Here is a 14,350-nt window from a genome sequence, read left to right on the forward strand (position 1 = left end):
TCAGGGGGCGTACGACGATGTACACCGCAGGCTGAGCCGTCGGACCGGTACCCCGGAATAGACGAAGGCCCTGGCGCAATAGCGCAAGGGCCTCTTGCACAAAGATGCTACCCGAGGAAGGACCGAGGTGTCGGCTCCAGAGCCCACCATGAGCCATGCGGGCGCGCCGGTAGGCGGCCTGCTCGTGCTCGTCGACCCGGTCGCCCGCCGTCTTGACGGCGAGTCCGTGCGAATTGCGAAAGATGTGTTGTCAGCGGGCGCGGCGGCGAAGATTTGCCTCCCGGACTCACAGGAGGAGTTTGCGCGGGCCCTCGCCCGCCGGGGTCATCGGCAGCCGGTGATCGTGGGCGACGATCGCGCACTCGTACGGGCCGTCGGGCTGCTGCACCGTGAGCGGGCGCTGTCCTCGGGGGCCGTTTCGCTGATTCCGGTGGGGCCGGCCGGGTCGCTCGCCCTGGCGCTGCAGCTCGGCGTGCCGCTGTCGGCCGTGTCGGCCGCGCGGGCGGTCCTGGACGGGGCCGTCGGCATGCGGGACCTGCTGGTCGACGACAGCGACGGGGTGGTGCTGGGCGGGATCGGCATCCCGCCGCCGCCCGTCGGGGCCGGATCCGGGCCCCGGCCGGGCTCACGGGCCGGGTCCGGGGGCGTGCCGCGGCCGGCCGGGCCGTCGGTGTGGAACGCGTACCGCTCCCTGGTCCGTACGTTCGGCCGCCCGCCGGTCGGGGCTTCGGCCGGCGGCGGGTCCGGTCGCGGGCACCGGCTGCGGGTGGAGGCGGACGGGGTGGTCCTGGCGGACGTGGTGGACGGGATGGTCGAGGACGTCGCGGTGTCGGCCCGGGAGGGCGACGGGCTGGCGGACGTGCTGGTCCGGATGGCGGGGGCGGGGTCGGGTTCCGGGGCCGGCCCCGGGTCGGGACCGGCTTCCGGGTCCGGCTCCGGTCCCGGGGCGGGCCGGGTGGTGCGGGTGCGGGCCTCGGCCGTGACCGTGTCCGGGGAGGATTTCCGCTACCGGTCGGACGTCGCCGTCACCGGCCCGGTCCGACGCCGTACGTGGACCTTGCACCCGGGCGCCTGGGGGCTGACACTGCCGCTGCAACGCTGACGAGGGGGACCAGGGGGACCAGGGGGACCAGGGGGACGGGGAGGCGGGGCGGATGGCCCGGACCGGGAGTCTTCGTGTGGTGACCGGGGAGCATGAGCCTGCGGGCGGGCAGGACGGTGAGCCGCCGGTGCCCGGGCCGCCCGGGGAGGCTGCCGTCCGGGAGGCGCTCGCGGACTGGCGGCAGGATGCGCTGCTGGTCCTGCTGCTGCCGGTGCTCTGCTGGCCCGCGCTGATCGGGGCGCTGGTCACCCGCCCCGCGCCCTTGGGGGCCGCCCTGCTGGGGCTGCTGTGCGTGCCCGTGCTCGTCGCCGTCCGGGAGCTCCGCGTCGTCCGGCGCGTGCGCCGTGCCCTGAGGGACCCGGAGCTGCGCTGGACCCCGTACGACGTCCGGGTGCTGCGGGGGTACGGGCTGCCGCCGCTGCTGGTGCTCCGCAGCGGCTCCGGGGGCCGCGGCCGTCGCGGGCCGTGGGTGCTGACCCTGGGGCTGCTGGGGCGGCGGGTGCTGCCGCCGCGCGCGTGGCCCCGTACCGAGTCGCAGGCGCCGGAACGCTTCGTGTGGCTGGCCGGGGATCCCGGGCCGGGGGCCGTGGTGTGGGCCCCGCGCGCCCGGGAGCTGGGCCGGGCGCGCAGGCTGTGGCGGCGGGGCGGGCTCAGGCGGAGGCGGCCGCCTCGATGAGGTCGCAGACGGGGCCGGGGAGTGAGGCGAGGGAGGCGTGGCTCGCGTCGAGCTCGACGGTCTTGCGGGGGTTCATGCGGGCGGCCATGCGCCGCTCGTTGTCGGGGTGGATCATGCGGTCGGCGGTGGAGACCTGGTACCAGGACGGCTTCGCGCGCCAGGCGGGCGCGGTGACGGCGTCGCCGAAGGTGGAGGCGAGGGGGGCCTTCTGGGTCACGGCCATGACCAGGGCCTCCTCGGGGGTGAGGTCCTGGGCGAAGCTCTCGTGGAACTTGTCCTGCCTGACCCACAGGTAGCCGTCGGAGTCGGGCGCGATGTTCTCGACCGCCGCGGGCGGCTTCTCCTGGGTGATCCCGCCGGGGCTCTCGCCCGCGTCGGGAGCGAAGGCGGCGACGTAGACCAGCCCGGTGACGTTGGGCAGGTCGCCCGCCTCGGTGATGACGGCTCCGCCGTACGAGTGGCCGACGAGCAGCACCGGCCCGTCGATCTGCCGGACCATCTTGCGGGTCCGCTCGGCGTCGTCCGCGAGGGAGGTCAGCGGGTTCTCGACGGCGTGCAGGTCCGTGTACCCGCGGCGGTGGAGCTCGCCGATGACCTTGGCCCAGTGGGCGGCGCCGCCCCAGAAGCCGTGGACGAGGACGATGGCGGGGGTGCGGGCAGGCGTGTCGGCCATGAGGTTCTGCTCCTGAGTCCGGTGTTCCCCGGTCCCGTGCCGGGCCGGAGGCCCCCCGGGCCACGCTAGTGCCGGAGAGGGGCTACGGCAGGTTCAGGGTGGCGCGGTGGGTGCGCCAGCGGTCCATCAGGCCCAGGAGTTCCGCCTGCATGAACTCGAAGAACGCCGCCGTCTCGGCGACCCGGGCGCCCGCGGGGGAGTCGGGGCCGAGGCCGGCCGCGCCGTCGCGGAGGGTCTTCTCCCAGAGGGTCAGGATCTGGTCCCGGCGGGTGAAGGTCTCGTACCAGAGCTCGTTGTGCAGCACGTAGCGATCGCGCCGCGAACCCGGCTCGCGCTCCCGGCTGACCATGTTGACCTGGGACAGGTAGGAGACGGCTCCGGACACCGCCGCGGGGCTGATCCGAAGGGCCTCGCCCAGCTCCGCCGAGGTCATCGCGCCGCCGTCGCTCGCGAGCAGCTGCGCGAACACGCGCGCCGCCATCCGCTGCATCCCCGCCTCGGTCAGCTGCGCGGCGAACCGCTCGACGAAGCGCGAGACCGCCTCGTCGTCCCGGGCGGCCCGCTGGTCCAGGGGCTCCGCACCGTTGATCACGCCGTCGTCGTTCACGTCTTCCGCCACCCCCCGACTTTACGTGATTCCCGACCTTCACAAAATTGTGAAAGAAGCGTACGTTCAAAAACATGACGAAGGCAATCAACGCCGCCGGACTCCACAAGGCGTTCGGGCGCACCCGCGCACTGGACGGCCTCGACCTCGCGGTCGCCACCGGCGAGGTGCACGGATTCCTCGGCCCCAACGGCGCCGGAAAGTCCACCACGATCCGGGTCCTGCTCGGCCTGCTGCGCGCCGACTCCGGCGCCGTCGCACTGCTCGGCGGCGATCCGTGGGCCGATGCCGTCGCACTGCACCGCCGCATCGCCTACGTGCCCGGCGACGTCACCCTCTGGCGCAACCTCTCGGGCGGCGAGGTCATCGACCTCTACGGGCGCCTGCGCGGCGGCGGCCGCGCAGACGGAGGCGGCCTCGACCGGGCGCGCCGTGCCGAGCTGATCGAGCGGTTCGAACTCGACCCGACCAAGAAGGGGCGTACGTACTCCAAGGGCAACCGGCAGAAGGTCGCCCTCGTTGCCGCCTTCGCCGCCGACGTGGAGCTGCTCATCCTCGACGAGCCCACCTCGGGCCTCGACCCCCTGATGGAGGAGGTCTTCCGGAGCTGCGTCCGCGAGGCACGGGCCGCCGGCCGCACCGTCCTGCTGAGCTCGCACGTCCTCAGCGAGGTCGAGGCCCTCTGCGACCGGGTCAGCATCATCCGCAAGGGCCGCACGGTCGAGACCGGCAGCCTCGCCGAACTGCGCCACCTGACCCGTACGTCGATCAGCGCCGAGCTCGCCGCCCCACCGAACGGGCTCGCGCACCTGCCGGGCGTCCACGACGTGCAGGTGCAGGGGCAGAGGATCCGGCTCCAGGCCGACACGGACAAGCTGGACGCCGTACTGCGGTCGCTGGCCGCCTCGGGGGTGCGGTCCCTGACGGCGACCCCGCCGACCCTCGAAGAGCTCTTCCTGCGGCACTACGCCCGGTCCGGGGAGACGGAGGCACTGCGATGAACCACCGTCAACTGGCCGGTACCGGGGCCCTGCTGCGCCTCGTCCTGCGCCGCGACCGCATCATGATGCCGGTCTGGATCCTGGCCGTGGCCGGTCTGGTGCTCAGCCTGCCCGCCTCCCTCGCCTCGGTGTACGAGACCCCGGCCGAACGGGCGCGCCTGCTCGCCACCATGAGCGCGAACGGCTCGCTCCGCGCCCTCTACGGCCCGGCCTTCGGCGACTCGGTCGGGGCGCTGACCGCCTGGCGGGGCGGGGTCTTCGCCGGGCTGCTCGCCGGGGTCATGAGCCTGATCATCGTGATCCGGCACACGCGCGAGGAAGAGGAGACGAGCCGTCAGGAACTGTTGTCCGCAGCGATGGTGGGGCGCCGGGCCCCGCTGACGGCCGCCCTGCTGGCGGCCCTCGCCGCCAACACCCTGGTCGCCCTCCTCGTCGCGGCCGGCCTTGCCGGGCGGGGCGCGGGCGGAGCGCTCGCCCTCGGGCTGGGGATCGGCGCCACCGGGATGCTGTTCGCTTCGGCGGCCGCCGTCACGGCGCAGCTCACCGAGAGCGCGCGACTCGCCAAGGGGCTCGCCGGGGCCTTGCTCGGCGCGGCCTTCGTCCTGCGCGCGGCGGGCGACGCGGGCTCTGCGGACGGTTCGTCGGCGCTGACCTGGATCTCCCCGCTGGGCTGGCTGGAGCACGTACGGGCCTTCGCGGCCGAACGCTGGTGGGTGCTCGCCCTGTTCGCGGCGGCCTTCGCCGCCCAGACGGCCGCGGCCTACCTGCTCGCCGGCCGCCGCGACCTCGGCATGAGCTTCCTGGCGGTCCGCCCGGGCCCGCCCGAGGGGCGGCTCGGCGGTGCCGGAGCGCTGGCGTGGCGGCTGCAGCGGGGCGGGCTGCTCGGCTGGAGCCTCGGATTCCTGCTGGCCGGTGTGGTGTTCGGGGGCATGGCGGACGGGGCCGCCGAGCTGGTCGGCGACAACGCCAGGACCCGGGAGATCATCGAGCGGATGGGCGGCGCGGGCGCAGGGGCGGGCGGAGGAGCGGGCCTCACCGACGCCTTCCTGGCGACGATGGCCGGGATGCTGGGGCTGGTGGCCGCCCTCTTCATCGTGTCGGCGGTACTGCGCCTGGGCGCCGAGGAGTCGGGGCAGCGCGCGGAGCCCGTGCTCGCGCATGCCGTCGGCCGCCTGCGCTGGGCCGCCGGTCATCTGGCCGTCGCCTTCGGCGGCTCGGCGCTGATCCTGCTGCTGGGTGGGCTCGGCCTGGGCATCGGCCATGGCGCGGGTCTCGCGCAGACCGTCGGGGGCGCGCTCGCGCAGCTCCCCGCAGTGTGGGTGATCGGGGCCGTCGCGGCCCTCCTGTACGGCGTGGCCCCCGGCTACGCGTCGGCCGGCTGGGCGGTGGCCGGGGCTGCGCTGGCCCTCGGCTGGATCGGCCCGGCGCTCGACCTCCCCGGGGCGGTCCTCGACCTGTCCCCCTTCGCCCACCTGCCCCGGATCCCCGGCTCCGAGGCCCTGACCTGGGCTCCTCTCCTGACGCTGACCGCGCTGGCGGCGGCTCTCCTGGCCGCCGCCCTGACCGCCCTGCGCCGCCGGGACCTGACGGCCTGAGCCCCGGCACTCCGTGATCCATGCCCGTCCGAAAAGTTGTCCACAGCTGTGGACAACTTTTCGGAGCGTCCTAAGCGGGGGTCACCAGCCGGGTCTCGTAAGCGAACACCGCAGCCTGCGTGCGGTCCCGCAGTCCCAGCTTGACCAGGATCCGGCTCACATGCGTCTTGATCGTGGACTCGGCGATGATCAGCCGGTCCGCTATCTCGGCGTTGGACAACCCCTGCGCGATCAGCACCAGCACCTCGGTCTCCCGCTCCGTCAGCTCCGTCAGTTCCGTCACCGCCGCCGAGCCCACCTGCGGCCGGGTCTCCGACAGCTTCGAGAACTCCGTGATCAGCCGCTTGGTCACGGAAGGCGCCAGCAGTGCCTCCCCGGCGGCCACCACCCGGACCCCGTCCGCGAGTTGGCGGGCGGAGGCGTCCTTGAGGAGGAACCCGGACGCGCCGGCCCGCAGCGCCTGGTACACGTACTCGTCGAGGTCGAAGGTCGTCAGGACCAGCACCTTCGCGTCCGTGTCGGCGGCCACGATCTCCCGGGTCGCCTCCAGGCCGTTCATCTCCGGCATCCGGATGTCCATCAGCACCACATCCGGCTTGAGCGCCGCCACCTGGGCGATGGCCTCCCGTCCGTTCACCGCCTCCCCGGCCACTTCGATGCCGTCCATCGCGTTCAGCAGGACGGAGAAGCCCTCGCGGACCATCATCTGGTCGTCGACGATGAGCACTCTGATCGTCACAGCGGATCCTTCGCCAGGTCCGGGCGGCTGCCCGCCACGGGTATGAACACCGCCACCTCGAACCCGCCGGAGGCCAGCTCCCCGGCGGTCATCTCGCCTTCCAGCATGGCCACCCGCTCGCGCATCCCGGTCACCCCCTGCCCCGCCCCCGGAGAGGGCCGCACGTCACCGGTGCCCGCCTCGTTGACGATGCGCAGGCCCAGCCCGCCCAGTACGTACGAGACCTCGACCGAGGCGCCGGCGCCCGGTGCGTGCCGCAGGGTGTTGCTCAGGGCCTCCTGGATGATCCGGTAGGCCGACAGCTCCACGCCCGGAGGCAGTTCGCGGACCGCGCCCGTCACGGTCTTGTCCACACTCAGCCCGGCCTCCCGCACATTGGCCAGCAGCCCGTCCAGCGAGGCCAGCGTCGGCTGCGGGGCGTCCGGCGCCTCGTAGTCCGCGGAGCGGACGACGCCCAGCACCCGGCGCAGCTCGGTCAGGGCCGCCACCGCGTTCTCCCGGATGGTGACGAACGCGGCCTCCAGCTCCGGCGGCGGATTCTTCACCCGGTAGGGCGCGGCCTCCGCCTGGATGGCCACCACCGACATGTGGTGGGCGACCACGTCGTGGAGCTCCCGCGCGATCGTGGTCCGCTCCTCCAGCAGGGTCCGCCGGTCCCGCTCGACGGCCGTGACCTCCTGCTGCGCGCTCACCTCCTGCTCGGCCTGCCTGCGGACGTTGCGGATGGTCACCGCCAGCAGGGTGAGGGCCGAGGCGAAGGCCATCGGGCCGATGTTGAGGGTCTGGCCCCTGCCGAGCACGAGGGAGATCCCACTGCCGAGCAGGACCGTCAGCAACCACATCCACCCGGCGGTGCGCGGGCTGGTCCGCATCGACACCAGGGTCACGGTCGCCAGGTACGAGGCGAACGTCACCGGGATCCACGGCCAGTTGGAATCGCCCTGATTGGGCAGGGAGAAGACCAGGGTGACCGCCATGGCCGCCCAGAACGCCGCCACCGGCCGCACCAGGGTCAGCATCACCGGGATGCCCGCCAGCAGTCCCATCACCAGGGAGACCGCCTGGGGCAGTCCGCTCGTGACCGTGGCGAAGAGCACGACGAAGAAGGCCACCGTGCAGACGGTCGCATGCGGCAGGTGCGCGGCCTCCGTCCGTATCCGCTGCGGAAGCCGCCGGACCACGGGCCCGTCCGTGCGCATCGGGGGCAGCGGGCGGTAGGCGAAGGCATCGGTGACCAGAGTCTCGCGCAGGCTCTGGATGAAGCCCGAAGCCAGTCGGATCTCTGGGGTCCGGGGGGTCGCCCCGGGGGTCGTCTCGGTCATGTTCTCCACGGTAGGCGGGCCCCGGCCTGGCCCGCGTCGCCGCTGAAGGGGATTTCCCGGGGTCCCTCTCAAGTACTACCGGGGCTGCTTCAGTAGCCCGTCGGACGGATGAGGCCCGTTTCGTAGGCGAACACCGCGGCCTGGGTGCGGTCCCGCAGCCCCAGCTTCACCAGGATCCGGCCCACATGCGTTTTGACCGTCTGCTCGGCGAGGATCAGGTGCTCGGCGATCTCCGCGTTCGACATGCCCTGGGCGACCAGGGACAGCACCTCCGTCTCGCGCTCCGTCAGCTCGTCGATCCGGGCCTTCGAGGGCGCCCTGGGAGCCCCCAGCCGGGAGAACTCGGTGATCAGCCGCTTCGTGATGTTCGGAGCGAGGAGCGCTTCGCCGGCCGCGATCACGCGGACCGCCTCCGCCAGCTGATCGGCGGAGGCGTCCTTGAGGAGGAAGCCCGAGGCGCCGGCGCGCAGCGCCTCGTACACGTACTCGTCGAGGTCGAAGGTGGTCAGCACCAGCACCTTCACCGCGGAGCCCGGGACGCCGGTGATCAGGGAGGTCGCCTCGATACCGCCCATCCCGGGCATCCGGATGTCCATCAGCACCACGTCCGGGACCAGCTCGGCGACCTTGGCCACGGCCTCGGCGCCGTCGACGGCCTGACCGACGACCTCGATGTCGGGCTGGGCGTCGAGGAGCACGGTGAAGCCCTGGCGGACCATCATCTGGTCGTCGGCGATCATCACCTTGATCGGGGCAGCAGTCATGAGTCCTTCTCGTTCGTCTGGAGGCCGGCGGGGGCCGCGCCGCCCGGGGCCACGGGATCCATCGGCAGCACGGCGCTCACCTCGTACCCCCCGTCGGGGCGGTGGCCGGCGGCCAGCTCGCCCCCCAGCATGCCCGCTCGCTCCCGCATCCCCAGCAGCCCGTGCCCCGCTCCCATGGTCGGCGGCGCCGCCCGGGTGGGAGCCGTGTTGGCGACGCACAGGTGCACATCGCGGGGCCCGTAGGCGATGCCGACCTCCACGCGGGAGCCGGGTGCGTGCCGCAGGCAGTTGCTCAGCGCCTCCTGCACGATCCGGTACGCCGTGAGCTCCACGCCCGGGGACAGCGGCCGGCGGATGCCCGCGATCTCGGTGGTGACCTCCAGCCCGGCCGCCCGCACGTTGTCCACGAGGCCGCCGAGCTCGGCGAGGGTGGGCTGCGGATGGTGCAGTTCGGCCTCCCCGTCCGGATGCTCGGAACGCAGCACCCCCAGGACGCGGCGCAGCTCCGTCAGGGCCTCCACGGCATTCGCGCGGATCCCGGCCAGGTTCTCCTTGAGCTCCTCCGACGGGTTCTCCACGAGGTAAGGGGCCACCTGCGCCTGGATGGAGATCACCGACATGTGGTGCGCGACGACGTCGTGCAGCTCGCGGGCGATCCGGCTGCGCTCCTCCAGCAGGGTGCGGCGGGCACGCTCCTCCTCGGTGAGGGTCTCCTGCTCGACGAGCCGGGTCCGGGCCAGCCGGGTCGCGCGCAGGGCATAGCCGAGGAGACCGGTGAAGGCGAACAGGAGGATGGTCCCGGGGGCGCTGGTACCGCTGTTCTCGGGCCTGAACAGCCCCTCCGCCAGCCCGGTGCACGCGACTGCGACGGTGACCGCCCCGACGTTCACCCGGGGCGGCACCCGCAGGGCCACCAGCAGCAGCACCGGGGCGAAGGCGAACATCCCGGCGGGCAGCCACGGCCAGCTCTGGCCCTGGCCGACGTGGCCGTGGATCTCCCCGGCGATCAGTCCGGCCCCGATCAGGCCGAGCCAGTACCCGGCCATGGGCCACCGCATCGCGATCACGACGGATCCGCCGACCAGGGTCGCGAGCAACTGCCGGACGGAACCGTGGACCTCGTAGTGGTTGCCGAGCTGCTCCGTGGTGACGGTGTAGAAGGCCACCGCAAGGTAGACCAGCACCACGTGCGGGAGCCAGGCCAGCCAGCGCGGCTTCGACATCTTCGGGAGGGGATCGGCCTTCAGGTCCACGAGCCCGCGGACCACGCTCCGCAGCACGGCCGACGCCCTGCCGGGAGATCCTCCCCGCTCCCCGCCGGCCGCGGTCGCAGCCGCGGCCGGGCGCTGTGGCGGGGCGGGGACCGGGGCCGGACGCGGGGGCTCGCTCTGCTCGTTCACGTCGTCCAGCCTAGGCACGGAGGGTCTCCTTGGAGCGGGCTGCAGGGCCGGTGACTGCGCGTTCGCCGACCGGAGTTGGGGCGGTGCGGGCAGTGGGGGAGGCGTTCCCCCGGGCCGGGGCGGAGGAGGCGACGATCCGGGAGGGGGTGACCGGAGTCCCGGAGGATCCGCGCCGGGCCCGTCCGCGAGGGCGGCCGCCGGCCTGCTCGTAGGTGTGGAAGGCGGCCCAGCAGACGGCCAGCGCGGCCGCGAACACCGGCAGCCAGAGCAGCCGGACGGCTATCCACTGCGCGGAGGCGGGCACGGTGTGCAGGCCGGGCAGATCGGTGGAGAACAGCAGTCCCACAGCGGTGACGGCCATCATCGAGGTCTGGTGCCACAGGAAGATCGTCATGGCGGACAGATTCACCAGCGCGACCTTTGCCCAGGCCCGCGGCCGGCTCATCACCCGGGCCAGCGGCTCCCGCAGCAGCAGCGCCAGCCCGCACTGGGCCAGGCCGAACGCGACGGCGGCCAGCGTCGGCGGGTTCAGGTTCGATATCGCGGCTCCGGGGACGCCGACCATGGAAGCCGGGTACCCGCCCCAGAGGATCAGCGCGGCCGTGGCGGCGACACCACCGCCCAGCAGCAGGGCGGCCGGAGTCCGCCCGGCGAAGGCGCCCCGGGACCAGGCGGCACCCAGGGTGTAGGGCACCAGCCAGCCCGCGGCCACATTGACCCAGCCGATCCATGCGGGCCCGCCGAACCCGAACCGCCAGACATCGACCGAGGCCACCACGGCCAGCGGCCACAGCGGGCTCAGTCGGGCGACGAGCGGGGTCGCGGCGGTGAGCGCGGCGAAGACGAGGAGGAACCACAGGGGGGAGAGGACGAGCTTGAGCAGGGTCCGGACCGTGTCCGTTCCGACGCCTCCGAGCAGCATGGCGCCGGACACCACGCTCCAGAGGACCAGGACGGCGGCGACCGGCCGGAACAGCCTGCCGAGCCGCTGCCCGACCCACTGCCCGTACGGGACTCCGCGGCCGCGCGCCGCCTCGTACCCCTGGGCGGCGACGTGGCCGCCGACCAGGAAGAAGACCGCCAGGGTCTGGAACACCCAGGAGACCGGGGCCAGTCCGCTCATGTGGGCCAGCGGGCTGGTGGTTCTGAGACCGCCGTCGGCACTGGTGAGCGCGGTGACCAGCCAGTGGCCCAGCACCACACCGAGGATGGCGAAGGCGCGGAGCGCGTCCACGGCGCGGTCGCGGTGGGCGGGGGTTGCGGCGTCGATGCGGTCCGCGAGAGCGGACCAGCGGGCAAGCGGTTCACGCACACGCACGGGAGACCTCCGGGACGGCGAGGGCGGACGGGGTGACGGCGGCCGGGGCGGCCGGCGCGGCGGGCGCCGCGGTGGGGGACGAGCCGGTCCGCGCCGCCGGGGAGGCGCCGAGCACGATCCCGGCCAGGCTGTTCAGGGACTCGGTGCCCGGCTTGAGGTAGTCGCTGTGGCCGCCGGAACCGGCCGCGAAGGGCAGGGCTCCGAAGGCGGGGTCCACGGGATCGGCGCCGAAGCCGATCCCGCCGACGCTGACGTGCGGGACACGGGATATCCAGTCGGCGTCGCCCCGGCCGGCCCAGACCCGAGCCCGGGTCGGCAGGTGGGCGGCGGAGTCGACCCCCGTGCCCGGACTGCCGAACAAAGCCATGTCGCTGACCTCGGAACCGGTCCCGGTACGGGCGCAGACGACGGAGCCGTAGGAGTGGCAGAGCAGCGAGAGGCGGGCCTGCGGGGCGGCCATCCGGGCCAACCGGGGAAGGAAGGCGCCGAGTTCGGCCGCGGCCTCGTCGGCGCGGCCCGTGGTCAGGACGGTCGGGCTGACCGTGCCGGGGGTGTCGTACCCCAGCCAGGCGACCACCGCGGAGCGGGGGTGCTCGGCCCGGAGGCGCTGGTCGAGGGCGACGGCTCCGGCGCGGAAACGCTGGTAGGTGTCGAGCGTCGTGTCCGACCCGGGGACCAGGACCGCGACCCGGTCGGCGCTCTCCAGATCGCCGAACACCTCTATCGCCCGGCCCTTGCCGCGCCCGTCGAAGACGAGGAACCGGGCGCTGCCGCCCGCCTCCATGGCCCGGAGCTTCGCCGCGCGGCCGGTGCGGCCGGCGCTTTCGGCCGTACGGGCCGCCTCCGAGAGGTTGGCGAGGTTGGCGGCGAACCGGTCGGGGAGGGCGGCGCCCTCCCCGAGGACGGCCGGAGCAGGCGCGGGGACGTTCGGGGAGGCGGCGGCGGACACCGGCACCACCACGGCCGCGGCGACGAGCCCGGCCAGCAGCGTGCGGCGCAGACGGCCGCTGCGGCGGCCGTCGGGACGTGCGGTGGGTCGGCGGCTCATGGGTCCGTTCCTTCGTTCGTGCCAGAGGGGCGGTGCTGCGGTGTTCTCTGATCACGAAGTTAGGAATCGGGGGTGCTCGTCGGCGTCACACTGGAGAGCCCACTTCCCGGGTAGCTCTCAGGTATGACAGGGGCGACTCAGGGTTCGGGGAAGGCAAGTTGACCCCGCCGCGGCCCTTCGGCCTCTCGGCCCTTAGACCTCTCGACCTCTCGGCCTCTCGGCCTCCCGGCCGATCAGCGGCGCCGGTACGTGAGCGGCGCCGCGGTGCTGCCGTCGAGCTCCCGCACCAGGGTCCCGTTGGAGAGCAGCCGCAGCGTGCTCCGGCCGCCCGGCGAACACGAGGGCGGCGTACCGGAGATGACCGTGGAAGGGTCGAGCCCGACGCTGTCGGCGGCAGCCGAGCGCAGCGGCGCGGTCCAGGCGCAGCTGAGTCCGGGGGCCTGGAGGGTCAGGGACATGACGGTGGCGCCGGCCGTACCGGGGGTGAGGGTGAGCTGCCAGCTCTGCCCGCCGTAGACGGTGCGCCAGGTGCCGGCGTAGGCCTCGGGGAGCGTGGCGGGAGGGACGGAAGGGGCCGAAGGGGAGGGAGTGACGACCGTGCCGGACGCGGCCGCGCCCCCCGTGGCCTGCGCGCCGGCGGAGGCGCCGGACGGGGAGGCCGCGGAACCGGAGCGGGGCGCACCGTCGCCGGCTCCGCTCATGACGGTGTACACGCTGCCGCCCGCCGCCACGGCGACGACCACGGCGACCGCGACGAGCAGGGCCGTGGAGACGGACCGGGAGCGGGAGCCGCGCCGGGAGTCGGACCAGGGGCCGGCGACGGGCCCGTGGTCCGGGCCGGTCCCGGCGAGGGAGCCGGAGCCGTCGTCCGCCCCGCGCACGGCGGTGTGACCGGCCGCAGTATCAGGCGCAGGCGAAGTGGCCGTGGCAGTGGCCGGCGCCGCGGCATCGGCGGACGGGTCCGCGTCCGGCAGCTCCGCGGTGCGCTGGGCGGGCAGGGTCACGGGCTCGGGCCGGTCCGGGCCCGCGTCCACGCGGTCCAGCAGGGCTATGGCGTGCTGCCCGAGCCGCGCGACGAGGGGCGCGGGCAGCCAGGGCTCCGGGGCGTCCTCCCGGTTCCCGGCGAGCCGTTCGAGGAGCTCGGCGGGGGTGGGCCGGGCGGCCGGGGCCTTGTGCAGGCAATCGCGTACGACGTCACGCAGTTCGGCCGGTACGCCTGCCAGGTCGGGTTCCGCTTCCGTGACGCGCATCAGGAGTGCGGCGATGCCTCCGGGCTGGTCCGGGTCCCCGAAGGGCAGCCGGCCGGTGGCGGCGTAGGAGAGCACCGCGCCGAGGCCGAACACGTCGCAGGCCGGGGTCACCGGCGTGCCGTTGATCTGCTCGGGGGCGAGGAAGCCGGGGGAGCCGAGGAGTTCGCCGGTCTGGGTGAGGGCGGGGTCGGCGGTGGCGCCCAGGGCCCGGGCTATGCCGAAGTCGATGACGCGGGGGCCGTCGGCCGTGAGCAGGATGTTGCCGGGCTTCAGGTCCCGGTGGACGAGGCCGGCGCGGTGGATGTCCTGGAGGGCGTACGAGAGCCCCTCGCCCAGGACCCGTACGGAGGCGGCCGGCAGCGGGCCGAAGTCGCGGCCGACGGCTTGGCGCAGGCTCGGCCCGGCGATGTAGGCGGTGGCCAGCCAGGGGATCTCCGCGTCGGGGTCGGCGTCGAGGACGGCGACGGTCCAGTCCCCGCCGACCAGGCGGGCGGCGTCGGCCTCGCGGCGGAACCGGGTGCGGAAGTCGGGGTGGGCGGCGAGGTGGGGGTGGATCAGCTTCACGGCGGCGGTACGGGTGCCTGTACGCGTCCGCGTGCCGGTGGGGGCGCCGGTTCCGCTTCCGGCTCCGGTTCCGCTGCCCGTGGCGGGGGCGGGGTGTTCGGCGCGGCCGAGGTAGACCTGGCCCATGCCGCCGGTTCCGAGGCGGGCGAGCAGGAGGTACGGGCCGATGCGCTCTGCGTCGCGCGGCTGCAGTTGTTCCATGACAGGTGGTCCTCCCCCTGGGACTCGCCGGAGCCCGACAATAGTGCGGCCGGGCGCGCGGCGGGTTGCGGGGGTGGGGTTGTCGCAGGT

At 74.1% G+C, this 14,350-nt stretch carries 13 protein-coding genes; 4 read left to right on the plus strand and 9 right to left on the minus strand.

Features of this window, described 5'->3' with window-relative positions; genetic code table 11:
• The first annotated feature begins 148 nt into the window (after nucleotides 1–148).
• Complete coding sequence (locus ACZ60J_RS31000) at nucleotides 149–1,102, plus strand: diacylglycerol kinase (RefSeq protein ID WP_469687271.1); 954 nt, start codon at nucleotides 149–151, stop codon at nucleotides 1,100–1,102.
• A gap of 79 nt (nucleotides 1,103–1,181) precedes the next feature.
• Nucleotides 1,182–1,778, plus strand: coding sequence for a hypothetical protein (locus ACZ60J_RS31005; RefSeq protein ID WP_469686930.1), 597 nt, complete (start codon nucleotides 1,182–1,184; stop codon nucleotides 1,776–1,778).
• Here the strand turns inward: ACZ60J_RS31005 and ACZ60J_RS31010 are convergent.
• The gene (locus ACZ60J_RS31010) at nucleotides 1,753–2,451 is read right to left on the minus strand and encodes an alpha/beta hydrolase (protein ID WP_250748778.1); all 699 of its coding nucleotides are present in this window, start codon (nucleotides 2,449–2,451) and stop codon (nucleotides 1,753–1,755) included. The two genes, ACZ60J_RS31005 and ACZ60J_RS31010, sit on opposite strands and share 26 nt — an antisense overlap.
• A gap of 82 nt (nucleotides 2,452–2,533) precedes the next feature.
• Nucleotides 2,534–3,040: a GbsR/MarR family transcriptional regulator gene (locus ACZ60J_RS31015; RefSeq protein ID WP_469687273.1), complete on the minus strand. Its 507-nt coding sequence runs from the start codon at nucleotides 3,038–3,040 to the stop codon at nucleotides 2,534–2,536.
• A gap of 92 nt (nucleotides 3,041–3,132) precedes the next feature.
• Here ACZ60J_RS31015 and ACZ60J_RS31020 point away from each other — a divergent pair, with 92 nt between their 5' ends.
• Both ACZ60J_RS31020 and ACZ60J_RS31025 read left to right on the plus strand, forming a co-directional pair.
• On the plus strand, nucleotides 3,133–4,059 hold the full coding sequence (locus ACZ60J_RS31020) for an ABC transporter ATP-binding protein (RefSeq protein WP_469686932.1): 927 nt from the start codon (nucleotides 3,133–3,135) through the stop codon (nucleotides 4,057–4,059).
• Nucleotides 4,056–5,654, plus strand: a complete 1,599-nt coding sequence (locus ACZ60J_RS31025; RefSeq protein WP_469686934.1) for an ABC transporter permease — start codon at nucleotides 4,056–4,058, stop codon at nucleotides 5,652–5,654. Before ACZ60J_RS31020 ends, ACZ60J_RS31025 begins: the two co-directional genes overlap by 4 nt.
• 70 nt (nucleotides 5,655–5,724) lie before the next feature.
• Here the strand turns inward: ACZ60J_RS31025 and ACZ60J_RS31030 are convergent, their stop codons facing one another.
• The 7 genes from ACZ60J_RS31030 to ACZ60J_RS31060 all read right to left on the minus strand — a co-directional run bounded on the left by ACZ60J_RS31030 (nucleotide 5,725) and on the right by ACZ60J_RS31060 (nucleotide 14,260).
• Nucleotides 5,725–6,393, minus strand: a complete 669-nt coding sequence (locus tag ACZ60J_RS31030) for a response regulator (protein ID WP_469686936.1) — start codon at nucleotides 6,391–6,393, stop codon at nucleotides 5,725–5,727.
• The gene (locus ACZ60J_RS31035) at nucleotides 6,390–7,715 is read right to left on the minus strand and encodes a sensor histidine kinase (protein WP_469686938.1); all 1,326 of its coding nucleotides are present in this window, start codon (nucleotides 7,713–7,715) and stop codon (nucleotides 6,390–6,392) included. The genes ACZ60J_RS31030 and ACZ60J_RS31035 overlap by 4 nt, the downstream gene beginning before the upstream one ends.
• Nucleotides 7,716–7,804: 89 nt before the next feature.
• Nucleotides 7,805–8,479: a response regulator gene (locus ACZ60J_RS31040; protein ID WP_250748785.1), complete on the minus strand. Its 675-nt coding sequence runs from the start codon at nucleotides 8,477–8,479 to the stop codon at nucleotides 7,805–7,807.
• Entirely contained in the window at nucleotides 8,476–9,897 is a 1,422-nt protein-coding gene (locus ACZ60J_RS31045; RefSeq protein WP_469686940.1) for a sensor histidine kinase, read from the minus strand. The genes ACZ60J_RS31040 and ACZ60J_RS31045 overlap by 4 nt, the downstream gene beginning before the upstream one ends.
• Entirely contained in the window at nucleotides 9,890–11,191 is a 1,302-nt protein-coding gene (locus ACZ60J_RS31050; protein ID WP_469686942.1) for an acyltransferase family protein, read from the minus strand. The genes ACZ60J_RS31045 and ACZ60J_RS31050 overlap by 8 nt, the downstream gene beginning before the upstream one ends.
• On the minus strand, nucleotides 11,184–12,245 hold the full coding sequence (locus tag ACZ60J_RS31055; RefSeq protein ID WP_469686944.1) for an alpha/beta hydrolase: 1,062 nt from the start codon (nucleotides 12,243–12,245) through the stop codon (nucleotides 11,184–11,186). The genes ACZ60J_RS31050 and ACZ60J_RS31055 overlap by 8 nt, the downstream gene beginning before the upstream one ends.
• 233 nt (nucleotides 12,246–12,478) lie before the next feature.
• Nucleotides 12,479–14,260, minus strand: coding sequence for a serine/threonine-protein kinase (locus tag ACZ60J_RS31060; RefSeq protein ID WP_469686946.1), 1,782 nt, complete (start codon nucleotides 14,258–14,260; stop codon nucleotides 12,479–12,481).
• Nucleotides 14,261–14,350 lie beyond the last annotated feature (90 nt).

This window comes from Streptomyces sp. NPDC104226, from assembly GCF_055584085.1.

Coding starts and splice junctions, on each gene's coding strand:
- ACZ60J_RS31035 (WP_469686938.1), bottom strand. CDS start 7,715: ATGACCGAGACGACCCCCGGGGCGACCCCCCGGACCCCAGAGATCCGA.
- ACZ60J_RS31055 (WP_469686944.1), bottom strand. CDS start 12,245: ATGAGCCGCCGACCCACCGCACGTCCCGACGGCCGCCGCAGCGGCCGT.
- ACZ60J_RS31040 (WP_250748785.1), bottom strand. CDS start 8,479: ATGACTGCTGCCCCGATCAAGGTGATGATCGCCGACGACCAGATGATG.
- ACZ60J_RS31025 (WP_469686934.1), top strand. CDS start 4,056: ATGAACCACCGTCAACTGGCCGGTACCGGGGCCCTGCTGCGCCTCGTC.
- ACZ60J_RS31000 (WP_469687271.1), top strand. CDS start 149: ATGAGCCATGCGGGCGCGCCGGTAGGCGGCCTGCTCGTGCTCGTCGAC.
- ACZ60J_RS31060 (WP_469686946.1), bottom strand. CDS start 14,260: ATGGAACAACTGCAGCCGCGCGACGCAGAGCGCATCGGCCCGTACCTC.
- ACZ60J_RS31010 (WP_250748778.1), bottom strand. CDS start 2,451: ATGGCCGACACGCCTGCCCGCACCCCCGCCATCGTCCTCGTCCACGGC.
- ACZ60J_RS31020 (WP_469686932.1), top strand. CDS start 3,133: ATGACGAAGGCAATCAACGCCGCCGGACTCCACAAGGCGTTCGGGCGC.